At 64.0% G+C, this 15,692-nt stretch carries 13 protein-coding genes; 7 read left to right on the top strand and 6 right to left on the bottom strand.

The features are described from left to right. The first annotated feature begins 63 nt into the window (after positions 1–63). The 4 genes from J3B00_RS25710 (at position 64) to J3B00_RS25695 (ending at position 6,173) form a co-directional block, all read left to right on the top strand. Positions 64–2,043 (top strand): hybrid sensor histidine kinase/response regulator, encoded by a 1,980-nt coding sequence (locus tag J3B00_RS25710; protein WP_209874115.1) that lies wholly within the window; start codon positions 64–66, stop codon positions 2,041–2,043. Positions 2,044–2,165: 122 nt separating this feature from the next. Then, positions 2,166–3,818, top strand: coding sequence for an acyl-CoA dehydrogenase family protein (locus tag J3B00_RS25705; protein ID WP_209874112.1), 1,653 nt, complete (start codon positions 2,166–2,168; stop codon positions 3,816–3,818). A 228-nt stretch (positions 3,819–4,046) separates the two neighbouring features. Then, positions 4,047–5,537, top strand: a complete 1,491-nt coding sequence (gene amn, locus J3B00_RS25700) for an AMP nucleosidase (protein WP_209874110.1) — start codon at positions 4,047–4,049, stop codon at positions 5,535–5,537. 6 nt (positions 5,538–5,543) lie between these two features. Continuing rightward, a complete protein-coding gene (locus tag J3B00_RS25695; protein WP_245362629.1) occupies positions 5,544–6,173 on the top strand; it encodes a pseudouridine synthase in 630 nt (209 codons plus the stop codon). Positions 6,174–6,266: 93 nt separating this feature from the next. Here the strand turns inward: J3B00_RS25695 and J3B00_RS25690 are convergent, their stop codons facing one another. After that, positions 6,267–6,470 carry a DUF2788 domain-containing protein gene (locus J3B00_RS25690; protein ID WP_209874107.1) on the bottom strand — a complete coding sequence of 68 codons (204 nt, stop codon included), beginning with the start codon at positions 6,468–6,470 and terminating at the stop codon, positions 6,267–6,269. Between the two features lie 55 nt (positions 6,471–6,525). Then, on the bottom strand, positions 6,526–7,002 hold the full coding sequence (locus J3B00_RS25685) for an Lrp/AsnC family transcriptional regulator (RefSeq protein ID WP_209874103.1): 477 nt from the start codon (positions 7,000–7,002) through the stop codon (positions 6,526–6,528). A 392-nt stretch (positions 7,003–7,394) separates the two neighbouring features. Here J3B00_RS25685 and J3B00_RS25680 point away from each other — a divergent pair, with 392 nt between their 5' ends. Further along, positions 7,395–8,222: a DUF6515 family protein gene (locus J3B00_RS25680; protein ID WP_209874101.1), complete on the top strand. Its 828-nt coding sequence runs from the start codon at positions 7,395–7,397 to the stop codon at positions 8,220–8,222. An 88-nt stretch (positions 8,223–8,310) separates the two neighbouring features. Here the strand turns inward: J3B00_RS25680 and J3B00_RS25675 are convergent, their stop codons facing one another. Continuing rightward, entirely contained in the window at positions 8,311–9,183 is an 873-nt protein-coding gene (locus J3B00_RS25675; RefSeq protein ID WP_209875163.1) for a cation diffusion facilitator family transporter, read from the bottom strand. Positions 9,184–9,208: 25 nt separating this feature from the next. Continuing rightward, complete coding sequence (locus J3B00_RS25670) at positions 9,209–9,628, bottom strand: polyribonucleotide nucleotidyltransferase (protein ID WP_209874098.1); 420 nt, start codon at positions 9,626–9,628, stop codon at positions 9,209–9,211. Between the two features lie 117 nt (positions 9,629–9,745). Here J3B00_RS25670 and hrpB point away from each other — a divergent pair, with 117 nt between their 5' ends. Next, a complete protein-coding gene (gene hrpB, locus J3B00_RS25665; RefSeq protein WP_209874095.1) occupies positions 9,746–12,274 on the top strand; it encodes an ATP-dependent helicase HrpB in 2,529 nt (842 codons plus the stop codon). A gap of 89 nt (positions 12,275–12,363) precedes the next feature. Here hrpB and J3B00_RS25660 read toward each other — a convergent pair whose 3' ends face one another. Beyond that, a complete protein-coding gene (locus J3B00_RS25660; protein ID WP_245362473.1) occupies positions 12,364–13,491 on the bottom strand; it encodes a DDE-type integrase/transposase/recombinase in 1,128 nt (375 codons plus the stop codon). Positions 13,492–13,976: 485 nt separating this feature from the next. On the opposite strand from J3B00_RS25660, the gene J3B00_RS25655 reads away from it, so the two are divergent. Next, positions 13,977–14,582: a 3'-5' exonuclease gene (locus J3B00_RS25655; protein ID WP_209874092.1), complete on the top strand. Its 606-nt coding sequence runs from the start codon at positions 13,977–13,979 to the stop codon at positions 14,580–14,582. Between the two features lie 12 nt (positions 14,583–14,594). On the opposite strand, the gene J3B00_RS25650 is transcribed toward J3B00_RS25655, so the two are convergent. Then, positions 14,595–15,680, bottom strand: coding sequence for an endonuclease/exonuclease/phosphatase family protein (locus J3B00_RS25650; RefSeq protein WP_209874089.1), 1,086 nt, complete (start codon positions 15,678–15,680; stop codon positions 14,595–14,597). Positions 15,681–15,692 lie beyond the last annotated feature (12 nt).

Here is a 15,692-nt window from a genome sequence, read left to right as displayed (position 1 = left end):
TCACGTCGTCTCAAAAGGAAGGGAGGCCAATGCGACGCGACCGGACAGACAAGCTGGGGCTGTATGCGCTATTTGCTGATTGTGCTTCTGGGCTGCTGGTCCATGCTCGCCGGGGCGGTCGATTTCGACGACGCCACCCGGCGCCTGCCGTTGGGCAACGTCATGCAGGTGTTCGAAGATCGCAGTGGCAGCGCCAGCATCGCCGAGGTGAGTTCGCCCGCATTCGCCTCGCGCTTTCGCCAACACCATGACGACGTACTCAACGCCGGTTACTCAAATTCGGTGTTCTGGTTACGCATCGACCTGCGCTACCTGGCCCCCGCAACGTCCGCTGCCCGCCCCTGGCTGCTGGAGCTGGCCTATCCCCCGCTCGATCACCTGGAGCTGTACCTGGCTGACGGCCGCGGCAGCTATCGTCTGGCCCAGCGTACCGGTGATGCCCTGCCGTATGCCAGCCGACAGATCCAGCAGAACAACTACCTGTTTGAATTGGCCCTGCAACCGGGCCAGTCGAGCACGGTCTACCTGCGCCTGCACAGCCAGGGCTCGGTGCAGGCGCCGCTGACCTTGTGGTCGGTCAATGCCTACATGGAAGACCAGCCCACGCGTCTGTATGTGCTGGGGATGATCTACGGCGTGCTGCTGGTGATGCTGGTCTACAACCTGTTCATCTATATCAGCGTGCGCGACGTCAGTTACCTCTACTACATCCTCTACATCGCCTCGTTCGGCCTGTACCAGGTGTCGGTCAATGGCGCGGGGGTGGCCTATTTCTGGCCGCAAAGCCCTTGGTGGGCGAACGCCTCGACGCCATTGTTCATCGGTGCCGCCGGCCTGTTTGGCTGCCAGTTCGCCCGCCACTTCCTGCGTCTGGGCCAGCTCAATCGTGGCTTCGACCGGCTGTTGCAGGTGCTCATGCTCGGCGGCGCGCTGGTGATGATCCTGGCGGTGACCCTGCGCTACGGCGTCGCCCTGCGCATGGCCACCGTGTTGGCGCTGCTGTTCACCGTGAGCATCTTCACCGCCGGGTTGTACGCCTGGTCGCGGGGGCTGCGGGTGGCGCGCTGGTTCATCATTGCCTGGTCGGCGTTTCTGCTGGGCGGGCTGGTCAATACGCTGATGGTGCTGGGGTATTTGCCCAATGTGTTTCTCACCATGTATGCCAGCCAGTTGGGCTCGGCGCTCGAGGTGGCCTTGCTCTCGCTGGCGCTGGCCGATCGCATCAACAGCCTGCGTGAGGAGCAGGCGCAAGCGTTGCGCGAAAGCGGGCGAACCCTGGAGCACCTGAACCAGCAGCTGGCCCGTAGCAATCGCCTGAAGGACGAGTTCCTCGCGACCGTGACCCACGAACTGCGCACGCCGATGAACGGCGTGATCGGTTCACTGCAACTGATGCACACGTTGCCCATGAGCGCCGAACACGCCCAGTACCATCGCACGGCCGCCGGCTCCGCGCAGGACATGATGGCCATGGTCGACGACATCCTGGTGCTCACCGAACTGCAGGCCGGGCGCTTGCGCAGCCACGCAGCGCCGTTCAGCTTGCGCGCTGAATTGCAGGCCCTGCGAGCCGGGTTTGCCGGCCAGGCATTAGGCAAGGGCCTGTACCTGAGTCTGGATATCCCGGCCGATCTGCCTGACCAACTGCTCGGTGATGCGCAAAAGCTGATGCGCTGCCTGGCCTGCCTGGTCGATAACGGCCTCAAGTTCACCCACCAAGGTGGGGTCATGATCCAGGTCCGGGGGCGCCGGGTGCGGCCCGACGGTGTCGCGTTGTCGTTCATCGTCAGTGACAGCGGTATCGGCTTCGAGGATCTCGATCAGGCCATCCTCTACCAGCGCTTCTTCCAGGTGGATGGCTCGATGACCCGCCGCTATGGCGGGCTTGGTATCGGCCTGTCGATTTGTCGGCAGTTGGGTGAACTGATCGAGGGCAAGTTGTCTCACGAATCGACCCGAGGCTTGGGCAGTCGCTTCGAGTTGACCCTCAACCTGGCGCTGGCCGAGGTACAGGCCCCGCCGAGTCAGGCGGCGCGGTTCTAGGGTGACACGGCTGCACGGTAGCCCCGATTCGGCTCATTCATAGGCATTTTTGTCACTTTGACTGACTGCCCAGGGGTGCTTCACTGGAGTTTTCAGGCCCGCACGGATCCAGGAGCACCGCGATGAACCTGCACCAGTACGCTGAAACCCATGAAGTGACCAACCAGCCACCTTCGCTGGAAGGCGCCAACCTGTATCGCCTTGATCAGCCCTTGCAAGCGTGGTCGCGGCGCTTTGGGGCTGGCTGGGCCGAGTCGCGCATCGACGCCTATGGCGCCCTGGCGGGCGGGCCCCTGATGGCTGCGGGCTTTCTGGCCAACGCACACAAACCCACGTTCAGCAGCCACGACCGCTATGGCCACCGGATCGACCTGGTCGAGTTTCATCCCGCCTACCACGAGCTGATGCGCACCGCCGTCGAGCATGGCCTGCCGTCGTTGCCCTGGGCCGAGCCGCGCGCCGGTGCCCATGTGGCCCGGGCCGCCATGACCTACCTGCATACCCAGGCCGAGGCCGGCAGCGGCTGTCCGCTGACCATGACCTTCGCCGCCGTGCCGACCCTGCGCCTGCAACCGGAACTGGGCCAGTACTGGCTGCCCAAGGTGCTGGCGCGCGAATACGATCCGCGCAATGTCGGCGACCGGCACAAAGCCGGCGTCACCCTCGGCATGGCCATGACCGAGAAGCAGGGCGGCACCGATGTGCGCGCCAACACTACCCGTGCCTATCCAGTCGGCTCGCCGGGGCCGGGCCAAGCCTATGAACTGGTCGGGCACAAGTGGTTCTGCTCGGCGCCGATGTGCGATGCCTTCCTTACCCTGGCGCAGACCGACAAAGGCCTGAGCTGCTTCCTGTTGCCGCGTCATCGCCCGGACGACAGCCGCAACCAGTTCTACATCCAGCGCCTGAAGAACAAACTGGGCAACTGCTCCAATGCTTCCAGCGAAGTCGAATTTCGCGGTGCCCTGGCCTGGATGGTCGGTGAAGAAGGCCGGGGTGTGCCGACCATCATCGAAATGGTCGGCATGACCCGCTTCGACTGCATGGTTGGCTCCAGCGCACTGATGCGCCAGGCACTGACCCAGGCCGCGCATCACTGCGCCTACCGCAAGGTCGGCGGCCGAGTGTTGAGCGAGCAACCGTTGATGCAGAACGTGCTCGCCGACCTGGCGCTGGAGAGCGAGGCGGCGTTGGCCCTGAGCCTGCGCATGGGCCAGGCGCTGGACCAGCTTGACGACCCACAGCAAGCGCACTTTGCCCGGCTGATGACGGCGGTGGGCAAGTACTGGATCTGCAAGCGTGCGCCGGCGATGATCAACGAGGCGGCGGAATGCATGGGTGGCGCCGGTTATGTCGAAGACTGCATCCTGCCGCGCTTGTATCGCGAGGCACCGGTCAACTCAACCTGGGAGGGATCGGGCAACGTGCAGTGCCTGGATGTGCTGAGGGCGTTGTCCAAGGAGCCTGGGGTGCTCGATGCACTGTTCGCCGAGTTGGGGGATGGCCATGGTGATCCGCGCTTGGCGGCGCATATCGGCAACCTCAAGGCGGCGTTTGCCGATACCGGCGATATTCAGTATCGGGCCCGGCAGCTGACCGAAGATATTGCCCTCGCGGTGCAGGCCAAGTTGTTGCTGGAGGCGGGTAATAGCGTGGTCAGTGATGCTTTCATTGGCAGCCGCCTCGGTGGCGGAGGACGCGTTTATGGCGCGTTGCCGCGGGGGATCGATGCCGAGGCGTTGGTGGCGCGGGCGACGCCAGTCTGGAGCGCCTGAGGCGATCCCTTCACAGGTACCGTATTGGCCTCCGGGGCACCGCGATACCTGTAGGAGCGGGCTTGCCCCGCGAAGAGGCCGGTCCTGCCACCGTGGTGCATGGCACCGGCGCTGCCGGTTTCGCGGGCAAGCCCGCTCCTACAGGGTTCTGCTGAATTAGTTCCATGAGGCGGGCGGAACAGAACTACGGGGATGTAATTGCCCGCGAAGGCAGGCAAGATGCAAGGCATGCAGTCAGAAGACAGGAAGCCCAGCGTGAGCCAAGCCTTTGTAGTCGTTGATACCCCCGAACAAGCCGTCGACCGTCTGGCGGCTTTGCATGAACAGGCCACCGGGGCCCTCAGCCAGGCCCTCAAGCGCTACCTGAAGGATCGAACCGAACCCGATGCCGACGAGCGCGCAGTGTACCGCTACCCAGCGCTGCGCCTGACCTACTACAGCCACGGCGAAGTCGCCGCGACCACCCGGGCCTATGCCAAGGTCCAGGTCGCCGGCACCTACAGCGTGACCATCACCCAGCCCGACGCGTTTCGTGGTTATCTGCTCGAGCAGCTGCGGCCCTTGATGCATGACTACACGGTGACTGTGGAAGTCGGCGTCAGCGAACAGAACATCCCGTACCCCTACGTGGTCGAGCAGGGCGACGAACTGGCCGGCACCGGCATCACCGCCGCCGCCCTGGCGCGGGTGTTCCCCAGCACCGACCTGTCGGCAGCCACCGACAACATCGCCGATGGCCTGTGGGACTGGGGTAACGCCGAGACCCTGCCGCTGGCGCTGTTCGACGCCGCCCGGGTGGACTTCTCGCTACGCCGCCTGGTGCACTACACCGGCAGCGACTGGCGCCATGTGCAGCCGTGGATCCTGCTGACCAACTACCACCGTTATGTCGACCAGTTCATCGGCCACGGCCTGGAGCTGTTGCGCCAAGACCCGCGTTTCGTGCGCATGGTCTTGCCCGGCAACGTGGTAATCGAAAAAGGCATGGACGATGGCGAGACCCAGGCCCTGGTGGCCAGCGTGGTCTGGCACCGCTTCCAGATGCCGGCGTACCACCTGATCGCCGCCGACGGCGACGGCGTGACCCTGGTCAACATTGGTGTCGGCCCGTCCAACGCCAAGAACATCACCGACCACCTCGCTGTGCTGCGTCCGCACTGCTGGCTGATGATCGGTCACTGCGGCGGCCTGCGTCAGTCGCAGACCATCGGCGACTACGTGCTGGCCCACGCTTACATGCGTCGCGACGGTATTCTCGATCGGGTGGTGCCGCCGAACATCCCGATCCCGGCCCTGGCCGAAGTGCAGCTGGCGCTGCAGGAAGCCGCCGCGCAGGTGACTGGCGAGCGCGGCGACGAGCTCAAGAAGCGCCTGCGTACTGGCACCGTGCTGACCTACGATGACCGTAACTGGGAGCTGCGCTGGGCCCAGGAGCGGCCGCTGATCAACCTTTCGCGCGCCGTCGCGGTAGACATGGAAAGCGGCACCATCGCGGCCCAGGGCTACCGTTTGCGGGTTCCATACGGCACCTTGCTGTGTGTCTCCGACAAGCCCTTGCACAGCGAAATCAAGCTGCCGGGCTCGGCCAATGCCTTCTACAACCGGGCGGTCAGCCAGCACCTGAAGATCGGCATCGCTGCCCTCGACCTGTTGCGTACCGAGCTCAATTCGTTGCACTCGCGTAAACTGCGCAGCTTCGATGAGCCGCCGTTCCGCTGAGGATCCATGCCCCTGCCACCCCGTTCCAAGCCGCGCCGCCCTCAGGCGCGGCCTGCCGGCCCCCACCGCCAGCCCAAGCCGGCGCCGGCCGAGCCACGCCTGATCCTGTTCAACAAGCCGTTCGACGTGCTGACCCAGTTCAGCGACGGCGAGGGGCGGGCGACGCTCAAGGACTTTATCGACATCCCCGGCATTTATCCGGCTGGACGCCTGGACCGTGACAGCGAAGGTTTGCTGTTGCTGACCAATGACGGGCGCCTGCAGGCACGTATCGCCGACCCCAAGCACAAACTGGCCAAGACGTATTGGGTTCAGGTGGAGGGGGAGGCGAGCGAGGAGCAGTTGCAGCGCTTGCGCAAGGGCGTCGAGCTCAATGACGGCATGACCCTGCCGGCTGAGGCGCGACTGCTGGACGAGCCGCACCTGTGGCCACGCGATCCGCCGGTGCGGTTTCGCAAGAGTGTGCCGACCAGTTGGTTGGAACTGGTGATTCGCGAGGGGCGCAATCGCCAGGTCAGGCGCATGACCGCTGCGGTGGGCTTGCCGACCTTGCGCCTGGTGCGGGTGCGGATTGGTGACTGGACGCTGGACGGGCTGGATCAGGGGTGCTGGCGTGACGCGGCGCCGACCCTTTGATGAGGAGGCACCGCGGGTCTTCACAGGTCGGAGGGTTTCACGATACCTGTTGGAGCGGGCTTGACCGGCGAAGGGCGCAACGCAAATCCCCGCTCAGACCCCTTCGAGCATCCCCACCACCACGCTCTTGATGATGAACGCGAGCACGCCCAGCCCGAGCACGGCAAACAGGATCAAGGTACCGAAGCGCCCGGCCTTGGACTTTTTCGCCAAGTCCCAGACGATGAAACCCATGAAGCCGATCAGGATGGTGACCAGGCTGATCATCATCCACTCTTCGAATTTTGCAGGATCCATCGGTGCGCTCCGGGCAGGCTCAAGCGGCGGATTATACGCCCGCCGTCAGGGCCTGTTAACGCAGGTGGGTCAATGGCAGCTCGGTACTGGCCAGGACCTGGTTGAGGACGAAGCTCGAACGCACGCTGGTCACGCCTTCGATGCGGGTCAGGCTGCCCAGTAGCAGCTTTTGGTAGTGGTCCATGTCTGCTACCACCACTTTCAATTGATAGTCCGCATCCATGCCGGTGACCAGGCTGCATTCGAGCACCTGCGGCAAGTCGCGAATGGCCGCCTCGAAGGTTTCGAACCGCTCAGGGGTATGCCGGTCCATGCCGATCAGCACATAGGCGGTCAGGCTCAGGCCGAGCTTCTTGCGGTCGAGCAGTGCCACCTGGCGCGAGATGTAGCCGTCGTCTTCGAGCTGCTTGACCCGACGCGAGCAGGGCGAGGGCGACAGGCCGATGCGTTCTGCGAGCTCCTGGTTGGAAATGCGCGCATCGCGCTGCAGTTCGGCAAGGATGCTCAGGTCGTAGCGGTCGAGCTTGCTCATGGAGGGGGCCTTTTCTGTTCGGATTGCGGCGAATTATCGATCCAGGGTTAAAAATTGCGCAAGTGCTATTTATCTGAGCAATCTTCGCAATCCTCTGCCGGAGCGTGACCTGTATCGTTATCAACAGAATCACTGCCCGGACATCAGTCCACGGCGACCGGCCCAAGAAGGCGGTCGCGGCCCGCGATCCAACAGGATCAGCCGGCCCCCGGGCTACACCCTGTTTACCAGACAAGGTGAGGTGAGCCAGCGCCACAAGTGCTGAGCACGGACGACAATTCTTGAAGGGAGGCCATTGGCCTCCCTTTTTTCATGGCTGGAATTTCATCTGCATGATTCCGGTGCGCGGTAGACTGCCTAGCATTGCAGTGCGGTTAATCGAGAGGAACGCCATGGGGTCGCGCATCAGGCAGTTGGCCGGGGTTGGTTTGCTGGGCATGGGCCTCAGCCTGGGGGCGTTGGCCCAAGGGCCGGGCGAGGGCCATGGCGGGCACGGTCCACAGGACCCTAACGCGGGCGGCGGCTCGCCGCTGAACTCGCGCGACGAAGTGCGCCAGACCCAGCCGCCGCGCCAGGGCTACTACCAGGACATCCCCCGGCGCAATGGCGACAACCGCCAGTATCAGGCCGGCGGGCCGGGGCAGCGGCCTGGGGATAGCTGGCCGGGGCGTCCGGATGGGCATGGCAATGGCTGGGGGCCGGGGCCGCAGTATCGGCCTGGGCACGCGGTCGAGCGCTTCCCGGACCGCTACTGGAAGGTGCCTTACCGCGGTCAGGACTACTTCTATTCTGGCGGTTACTGGTACCGCCCGAATGGGCCAGGCTACGTCGTGGTGCGACCGCCCTATGGCGTTCGCGTGAACTACCTGCCGTCGTATGCGCGGGAGGTCTGGCTGAGCGGCGCGTTGTTCTTCCTGGCTGCGGATACCTACTACCAGTACCAGGCCGACAGTCGCGAGTACGTGGTGGTCAACCCGCCCACAACCGCTCCGATTCAAGCACCGCAGGCCACGGCAGGCTACGACGTGATCGCTTATCCGGCGTATGGACAGACGCCGCAGCAGCAGGATCAGGACCGTTATCAGTGTCATCGTTGGGCAGTAGAGCAGACCGGCTTTGACCCGGCGCAGGCGAGCTATGCGCCGCCGGCCAATGTCGCGGATAACTACCGCCGGGCGATGGGCGCTTGCTTGAGCGGGCGGGGTTACAGCATCAACTGAGGTGTGCCAGTGCCGCCCCTACGCACATTCTGTAGGAGCGGGCTTGCCCCGCGAAGAGGCCGGCACCTCCAACGCAGCTCCCGACCTCTTACACCGGATCCGCATGCACCAGCACATCCGCCTGTGGATAACGCTGCCGAATCACCGCCGACGCCTGCTCACACAACTCATGCGCCTCATGCAGCGCCAACGCCCCCGGTAATTCCAGGTGCAACTGCACGAACCAGTAACTGCCCGACACCCGCGTGCGTAAATCATGTACCCCCTGCACCCCAGGGATCGCACTGACCAACTCAAGCATCCGCTCACCGACATCCGCCGGCAGCTCCTTGTCCATGAGGATCGCGGTACTCTCCCGAGCGATCTGCACTGCACTCCACAGGATATAAAACGCGATGCCCAGGCCAAACAGCGCATCCAGCTGCGGCCAGCCAAACCGAGCGAGTAACAGGGCGAGCAGAATGCTGCCATTGAGCAGCAGGTCGGAGCGGTAATGCAGCGAGTCGGCGCGCACCGCCGTAGAACCGGTGGCGCGGATCACCTTGCGCTGCAAGGCCAGCAGCGCCACGGTCAGCACCAGCGACAACAGCATCACCGCGATGCCGGCCGCCGTATCGCCAAGCGGCTCCGGTGAGCGCAGGCGCTGAACGGCCTGTACGCCGATCAGCACGGCACTGACCCCGATGAACAGCGCCTGGGCCATGCCCGCCAGTGCCTCGGCCTTGCCGTGGCCGAAGCGATGATCGTCGTCGGCCGGACGCAGCGCGTAATGCACGGCAAGCAGGTTGAGAAACGATGCCACGGCGTCCAGGGCCGAGTCGGTCAGCCCCGCCAGCAGGCTGACCGAACCACTCAGCCACCAGCCCAGCGCCTTGCTGACGACCAGGATACTGGCCACCGCCAGCGAGGCGCGTGTGGCCAGGCGCAGCAGGCGTTGCTGTTCTGCCGTTGGGGTGGTCATGCCGCGGGTATCGTCCTTGGTCGGGTCAGGCAGCCGGTACCAGGCTGTAGGCGGCCAACTGCTCGACACTGCCGCGATGCTGGATCAGGCGCGGGTCGTTCAGCGGCAGGCGCTGGCCCAGTTCGCTTTCGAGGATAGCCTGCAGCTTGGCGTTGTCGACCGTGCCATCGGCATTGATCGCCGGCTTGAGCGTGGCTGGATCGACCTGGGCGGTGGTGCCGCCGGGGTAGTAGATAGCGCCGGTGGCGAAGTCGATACCGAACGCGATCAGCCCAGGAATCACGTAGAACAGGATGCCGACGGCGTCGAGGGCAGCGACCACCGGGTCGATCTTGCCTTCGATCTGGCCGCGACGGTCTGGATAGAACAGCGTGCCGCAGGCCGTCAGCTGGGTCAGCAGGGTGGCGACCATTACGCCACCGATGACGCGGGATTGGATGCGCATGTAAATCTCCGAAGGTAAGTCGCAACGATACAGGCAATCAGCCTGTAGCAAATACTATGACCATGATTGGCCGTGGCCGGTTCGCCGTTATACTCGCCGGCCAGTTCGAGGACCACCATGATTTCATTACCGATCGATGCCGTACTGCCCGCGCTGCGTCAGGCCCTGAGCGAGCGCCACGAAGCCGTGCTGGAGGCGCCACCCGGTGCCGGCAAGACCACCCGCGTGCCACTGGCCCTGCTCGACCAGCCGTGGCTGGCCGGGCAGCGTATCGTCATGCTCGAACCGCGCCGGCTGGCTGCGCGCGCGGCGGCCGAGCGGCTGGCCAGCGAGCTGGGCGAGCAGGTCGGTGAAACGGTCGGTTATCGCATTCGGCTGGACAGCAAGGTCGGCCCCAACACGCGCATCGAAGTGGTCACCGAAGGTATTCTCACCCGCCGCTTGCAGGCTGACCCGGCGCTGGACGGCGTTGGCTTGCTGATCTTCGACGAATACCACGAGCGCTCGCTGGACGCTGACCTTGCCCTGGCCCTGAGCCTCAACGGCCGCGAGCTGCTGCGCGACGATCCACCGCTGAAAATCCTGCTGATGTCGGCGACCCTGGAAGGCGAGCGCTTGTCGCGTCTGCTCGATGATGCGCCGGTGGTCAGCAGCGAAGGGCGCATGCACCCGGTGACGATCAACTGGGGGCGGCCGTACCAGCCGGGCGAGTTCATCGAGCCACGCGTGGTCGACTGCGTGCTACAGGCGTTGGCCGATCAAACCGGCAGCCTGTTGGTGTTTTTGCCGGGCCAGGCCGAGATCCGCCGGGTGCATCAAGCCTTGCTGGAGGCGGTCGGCGAACGGCCCGGCATCCTCCTCTGCCCATTGCATGGCGAGCTCGACCTGAACGCCCAGCGCGCGGCGATCGAGCCGCCCGCCAAGGGCCAGCGCAAGGTGGTGCTGGCGACCAACATCGCCGAGACCAGCCTGACCATCGATGGGGTGCGGGTGGTGATCGACGCCGGGCTGGCGCGGGTGCCGCGCTTCGATCCAGGCAGCGGCATGACCCGCCTGGACACTCAGCGTATCTCTCGTGCCAGCGCCACCCAGCGTGCCGGCCGCGCCGGGCGCCTGGAGCCGGGCGTGTGCTATCGCTTGTGGTCTGAAGCCCAGCATGAACAGCTGGCGGCGCATGGCACGGCCGAGATTCTCCAGGTCGACCTTGCCGGCCTCGCCCTGCAGCTGGCGCGCTGGGGCGTAAGCCCTGAGCAACTGCGCTGGCTCGATCAACCGCCGCCGGCTGCCTATGCCCAGTCCCAGGACTTGCTTGCCCGCCTGGGTGCGTTCAAGCCTGGCAGTCGCGACAACCTCGCTGAACACGGCCAGGCCATGGCCGAATTGCCGGCGCATCCACGCATCGCCCACCTGCTGTTGCGCGGGCACTACCTGGGCTTGACCGAGATGGCCTGCAACGTCGCTGCGCTGCTGGGCGAGCGTGATATTCAGCGCGGCGGCGGCGCCGACCTGCACACTCGGCTGACCCTGCTCAGTGGTGAAAGCCGAGCGTCCCGTGGCGGCCAGGGTGGCGTGCAGCGTGCGCGGCAGTTGGCCCGGCAGTACCGCGGTTTGCTGCGCGGCAAGTCAGCGGCGGCGGTGGCCGATCCTGAGCATCCACGTTGGCTGGGCGCGTTGCTGGCGCTGGCGTACCCCGACCGCGTCGCCCAGCAGCGCCGCGAAGGCGGTGCCGAATATCGTCTGGCCAATGGTCGCGCGGCATTGTTTGCCGAGGTCGATGCCTTGATGAAATGCCCGTGGCTGGTGATCGCCGATCTGGGTAGTCGTCAGGGCCAGCGTGAAGAGCGTATCTATCTGGCGGCCGAATTCGACGCCGGCCTGTTCGACGATGTGCTCGCTGAACAGGTCGAAACCCTCGACCTGCTCGATTGGGATGAGCGCGAACAGGTCCTGCGCGCCGAGCGCCAGCGCAAGGTGGGCGAGCTGGTGCTCAGCCGCGAAGCGTTGCCTGGTCTGAACGACGAGGCGCGGGCGCGGGCCTTGCTTGGCCTGGTCCGGCGCAAGAGCCTGGCGCTGTTGCCGTGGACGCCTGGGCTGCGTCAGTGGCAAGCGCGTGTGGCGCTGCTGCGGCAGTTGGATCTTGAGAAAAGTGCCGAGAGCGTTTGGCCCGATCTGTCTGATGAGGCCTTGCTCGCCAGCCTCGAAGACTGGCTGCAGCCTTATCTCGGCAAGGTCTCGCGGCTGAGTCATTTCGCCCAGCTCGACCTGTCCTCGATCCTGCGCAACCTGCTGCCATGGCCGCTGCCGCAGCGTCTGGACGAGTGGGCGCCGGAGCACCTGCACGTGCCCTCGGGTTCGAACATCCGCCTCGACTACAGCGAATTCCCGCCGATCCTTGCGGTACGTTTGCAGGAGCTGTTCGGTCTGGCCGACACCCCGCGGATCGCCCAGGGTCGCCAGCAGGTAAAGCTGCACCTGTTATCGCCGGCGCGGCGGCCGGTGCAGGTAACGCAGGACCTGGCAAACTTCTGGCGGACGACCTATGCCGAGGTGAAGAAGGATCTCAAAGGGCGGTACCCGAAGCACTACTGGCCCGATGATCCCTTGGTTGCGGAGGCTACTGCACGGGCCAAGCCGCGGGGGACCTGACTGCTGTTTGGGTGAATGGCACCGGCTTTGCCGGTGTTCGCGGGTGTACGACCGGAGACATCCTTTACATCTTAAACCGGGGACATGGTTTACACATTTGAGGCTTGAACGCGGTTTTCACCCCGTTCCAGCCTCCCCAGGAGATGGTCACACAGAAACACATCCCAAATATCATCCTCCACCTCTTTCAGGCCAATCCTCTCGCCAGACAAGGCCTCGCTGATGAACAGCAGCTTGCCTTTCCACTTGATCGAGCCATTTTGCCTGACACTGCGGACAGCCATTTCGGCGGGATACTCCACGACAGGCAGACATCCGGGGTAAGGCCGATTGGATGGTACATACAGCTCAAATGGACGCTTCATCCCCAGTGCTTCGTGGGGACGGACATAGTTGAATTCGTGGCGGAAATGCTCAAGCAACAATTGTTGATGGATCAGATTGTGACCCAGAGGCAGTTCAAGCTTCATGCTGCGATGCATCCGCTCGTGACGACCATTCTGATCTGGGCGCGCGGGAGCGGTCCGTTCGGGAAAAATCCCGAGGCGGATCAACCAAACAGCGATAGTGGACATCCTTGCCAGCCCGACTGAAGCAAATGGGCTGCCGTTGTCAGAGCGGATTACCTCTGGCATTCCATGCTCCTGAAAAAGCCACTCAAGCGTCTGTATGACCGGCTGCGTCATGATGTTCTTGTGGGCTTTGCAGGCCAAGAGGAGGCGCGAGGCGTGGTCCGTGACTGTTAGCGGGTAGCACCACTGGCCGTTGAGCATTTTGAACTGGCCCTTGTAGTCGATGCACCAGGTCTTGTTCGGCTCGTTGGCCTCTCTCATCTTTGTGGGGCTTTTCCCGTATCGCCGCTTTGGCCCACGTTTGTGAACCATGCCCAGTCGGTCTAGCCACTGCCCTGCGGTGCTCGGGGACGGCCAGTCAACGGATGGATCTTCAAGGCGCAACAGCTCAATGAGCTTCTTGGGGCCCCATTTGTCGTGCGCTTCTTTCATCGCAACAATGCGGGCCAACAGCTCATCACTTGTCTTGTTAGGACTGTTGTCGGGACGCCGTGAGGCATCGGACAGCGCTTCAACGCCGCCCGCAGAATATCGCGATATCCATTTGTCGATCGTGGGGCGGCTGACGTTGTACCGGCGAGCAAGCTGACTCTTGGTGTAATCACCGGAAAGCCATTCGCCAATCAATCTGACTCGTTGATCCATGGGGGACTCTTGGTTCCAGGGCATGATCAAATACCTCCTGATCATGCGTATTAGCCTGTAAACCATGTCCCCGGTTTGAAATGTAAACGATGTCTCCGGTTTGTACCCGGGTCAAGCCCGCTCCTACAGGGTCTCTGCCAAGTCAACAAGAGCATAAGCCCGTAAGTACACCGCCCCCCCTGTAGGAGCGGGCTTGCCCCGCGAAGAGGCCATCCGGTTCACCCTCAATCGCGATTCAAGTCTGAAGCGATGTACACATTGGTGCACAAGATTAACTGGCTCTGTTGCGAACGGCTGGATCAGCAGTTCCCGAGTTTTTGCCTTTGCGGCAGGTTGAATGACGCCGCAGTCGGTGGCGAAGATTGGTCCAGGTGCCCGCCCTGCAGAACATCGCCACGACTTGCAGGGAGAGCACATCATCTGCAAGCATGGCGTGCCGATCAAAGGCGCCCTGTCATTGCAGCATTGCTGTTGTTGGAGTTGTTTTGGAACGTATAGCCGTCATCGACTTTGAAACCACTGGCCTGGTCCCAGGCAACGCCCGCGCCACGGAAGTCGCTGTGGTCATGCTGGAGCGCGGGGAGATTGTCGAGCGCTACCAGAGCCTGATGAACGCTGGTGTGCCGATCCCGGGGTTTATCACCGGGCTGACCGGCATCACCACGGCCATGGTGCGCAGTGCACCCTCGGCCGCTCAGGTGATGAACGAAGTCGCCGAGTTTGTCGGCAATACGCCGTTGGTTGCCCACAACGCTTCGTTCGACCAGAGGTTCTGGGACTACGAACTTGGCCTGGTGCGACGCCAACGCGCGCAGCCCTTCGCCTGCTCCTTGCTGTTGGCTCGGCGTCTGCTGCAGGCGGCGCCCGATCACAAGCTCGGCACCCTGACCCGTTGGGCCAACCTGCCCAACACCGGCACCGCTCACCGGGCCATGGCCGATGCCGAGATGGCCGCCAACCTGCTGCAGCACATGGCCTTGGAACTGCGCCACAACCACGGTCTGAGCAACGTTGGCCACGCGCTGTTCTGCACCCTGCAGAAAATCCCCAAGGCCAAGATCAGCGAGGCGCTGCTGCGCTTTCGCAACTGAATGACGCCACGTTTACTGGCTGGCTGCGGCAGGTAGGCGAAGCTGCGCCGAAACCGGCAGGTGATCGGAAATCTGCAGGGTGTCCTGCTGCAGAACCTTGGCCTCAACCCGCAAAATCTTCGGGCTATGCACGATGTAGTCGAGCGTGCGATCCGGGCCACTGACGCTGGGGTCGTTAGGAAAATGCGTGAGCCACACCCCGCGCTCAGCTCCGCCAGCCTCGGCATTGCTGGGGATCATCGGGTACTTGTCCCACAGCAGGTGCAGATCGCTGTCGGCCGGATAACCATCACGCTGCTCCGGCGCTAGACGGCGCTGCTGGCCGAGCGGCAGCGAATTGAAATCGCCGCCGATCAGCCATGGCGTGCCTTGGCTTTCCAGGCGGTCGAGCACCTTGGCGACATGGGCCAGTTGCCTGCGTTGCAGGTCACTGCCTGGCTGATAAGCCGACAAGCGCGTATTAAGCACGGCCAGGCGGCTGCCATCCGCCAGCGGCAGGTAGCTGACCAGCAGCGCCGGTTGCGCTTCAAGCAGTCGCTCCAGGGCGGTGTTTGCACTATTGGGCAGTTGCAGGCGCTCGGCCTTGGCGATCGGGTAGCGGCTCAAGGTCGCCAGGGTCTGGCCGACGCTGCCGAAGATATGCCGGTCGGGGACGAAGCCGGCCTGCCAGTCGAACGTCTGTGTGCTGCACGGGTAGAGGTCGGCCAGGCGCTCGCGAAGCAGGGCGGTCTGATCCTGGTAGTCCGTGGCCTTGGCGTCCTTGTCCAGCTCCTGGAGCAGGACGATGTCAGGTTGCTCGGCGCGGATCACCCGCGCCACCTCATCGAGGTTGAAGGCCAGGTCTTCGGCGGTGGCGCGGGTATCGCTGCCCTGGCCTTGGTCGTTCCAGAACACGTAGCGCTTGCCGGCCAGGTGCTGGACGTTCCAGGTCATCACGCGCAAGGCCTGGCCGGGCAGCAGCGGCTTGGCCGCACCTTGGCAGGCTACCGGCACGGCTTCGCGCGGGGCAGGTTGCCAGCTCAGGTGCTCGGCAAGCAGCCAGAGCAGGGCCAGCAACACAATCAGCAACAGCAGGACATTGCGCAGTAGTCGGGTCATCGGCTCGGCTTG

The organism is Pseudomonas sp. BP8, assembly GCF_017875955.1.
Taxonomy (GTDB): Bacteria; Pseudomonadota; Gammaproteobacteria; order Pseudomonadales; family Pseudomonadaceae; genus Aquipseudomonas.
Note: the sequence above shows the minus strand (reverse complement) of the source record. Positions and strands in the feature narration are given on the sequence as shown.

Bases quoted from the DNA above. Each gene is read 5' to 3' on its own strand.
- J3B00_RS25710 (WP_209874115.1), top strand. From the start codon at position 64: ATGCGCTATTTGCTGATTGTGCTTCTGGGCTGCTGGTCCATGCTCGCC.
- J3B00_RS25705 (WP_209874112.1), top strand. From the start codon at position 2,166: ATGAACCTGCACCAGTACGCTGAAACCCATGAAGTGACCAACCAGCCA.
- amn (WP_209874110.1), top strand. From the start codon at position 4,047: ATGCAGTCAGAAGACAGGAAGCCCAGCGTGAGCCAAGCCTTTGTAGTC.
- J3B00_RS25695 (WP_245362629.1), top strand. From the start codon at position 5,544: ATGCCCCTGCCACCCCGTTCCAAGCCGCGCCGCCCTCAGGCGCGGCCT.
- J3B00_RS25690 (WP_209874107.1), bottom strand. From the start codon at position 6,470: ATGGATCCTGCAAAATTCGAAGAGTGGATGATGATCAGCCTGGTCACC.
- J3B00_RS25685 (WP_209874103.1), bottom strand. From the start codon at position 7,002: ATGAGCAAGCTCGACCGCTACGACCTGAGCATCCTTGCCGAACTGCAG.
- J3B00_RS25680 (WP_209874101.1), top strand. From the start codon at position 7,395: ATGGGGTCGCGCATCAGGCAGTTGGCCGGGGTTGGTTTGCTGGGCATG.
- J3B00_RS25675 (WP_209875163.1), bottom strand. From the start codon at position 9,183: ATGACCACCCCAACGGCAGAACAGCAACGCCTGCTGCGCCTGGCCACA.
- J3B00_RS25670 (WP_209874098.1), bottom strand. From the start codon at position 9,628: ATGCGCATCCAATCCCGCGTCATCGGTGGCGTAATGGTCGCCACCCTG.
- hrpB (WP_209874095.1), top strand. From the start codon at position 9,746: ATGATTTCATTACCGATCGATGCCGTACTGCCCGCGCTGCGTCAGGCC.
- J3B00_RS25660 (WP_245362473.1), bottom strand. From the start codon at position 13,491: ATGGATCAACGAGTCAGATTGATTGGCGAATGGCTTTCCGGTGATTAC.
- J3B00_RS25650 (WP_209874089.1), bottom strand. From the start codon at position 15,680: ATGACCCGACTACTGCGCAATGTCCTGCTGTTGCTGATTGTGTTGCTG.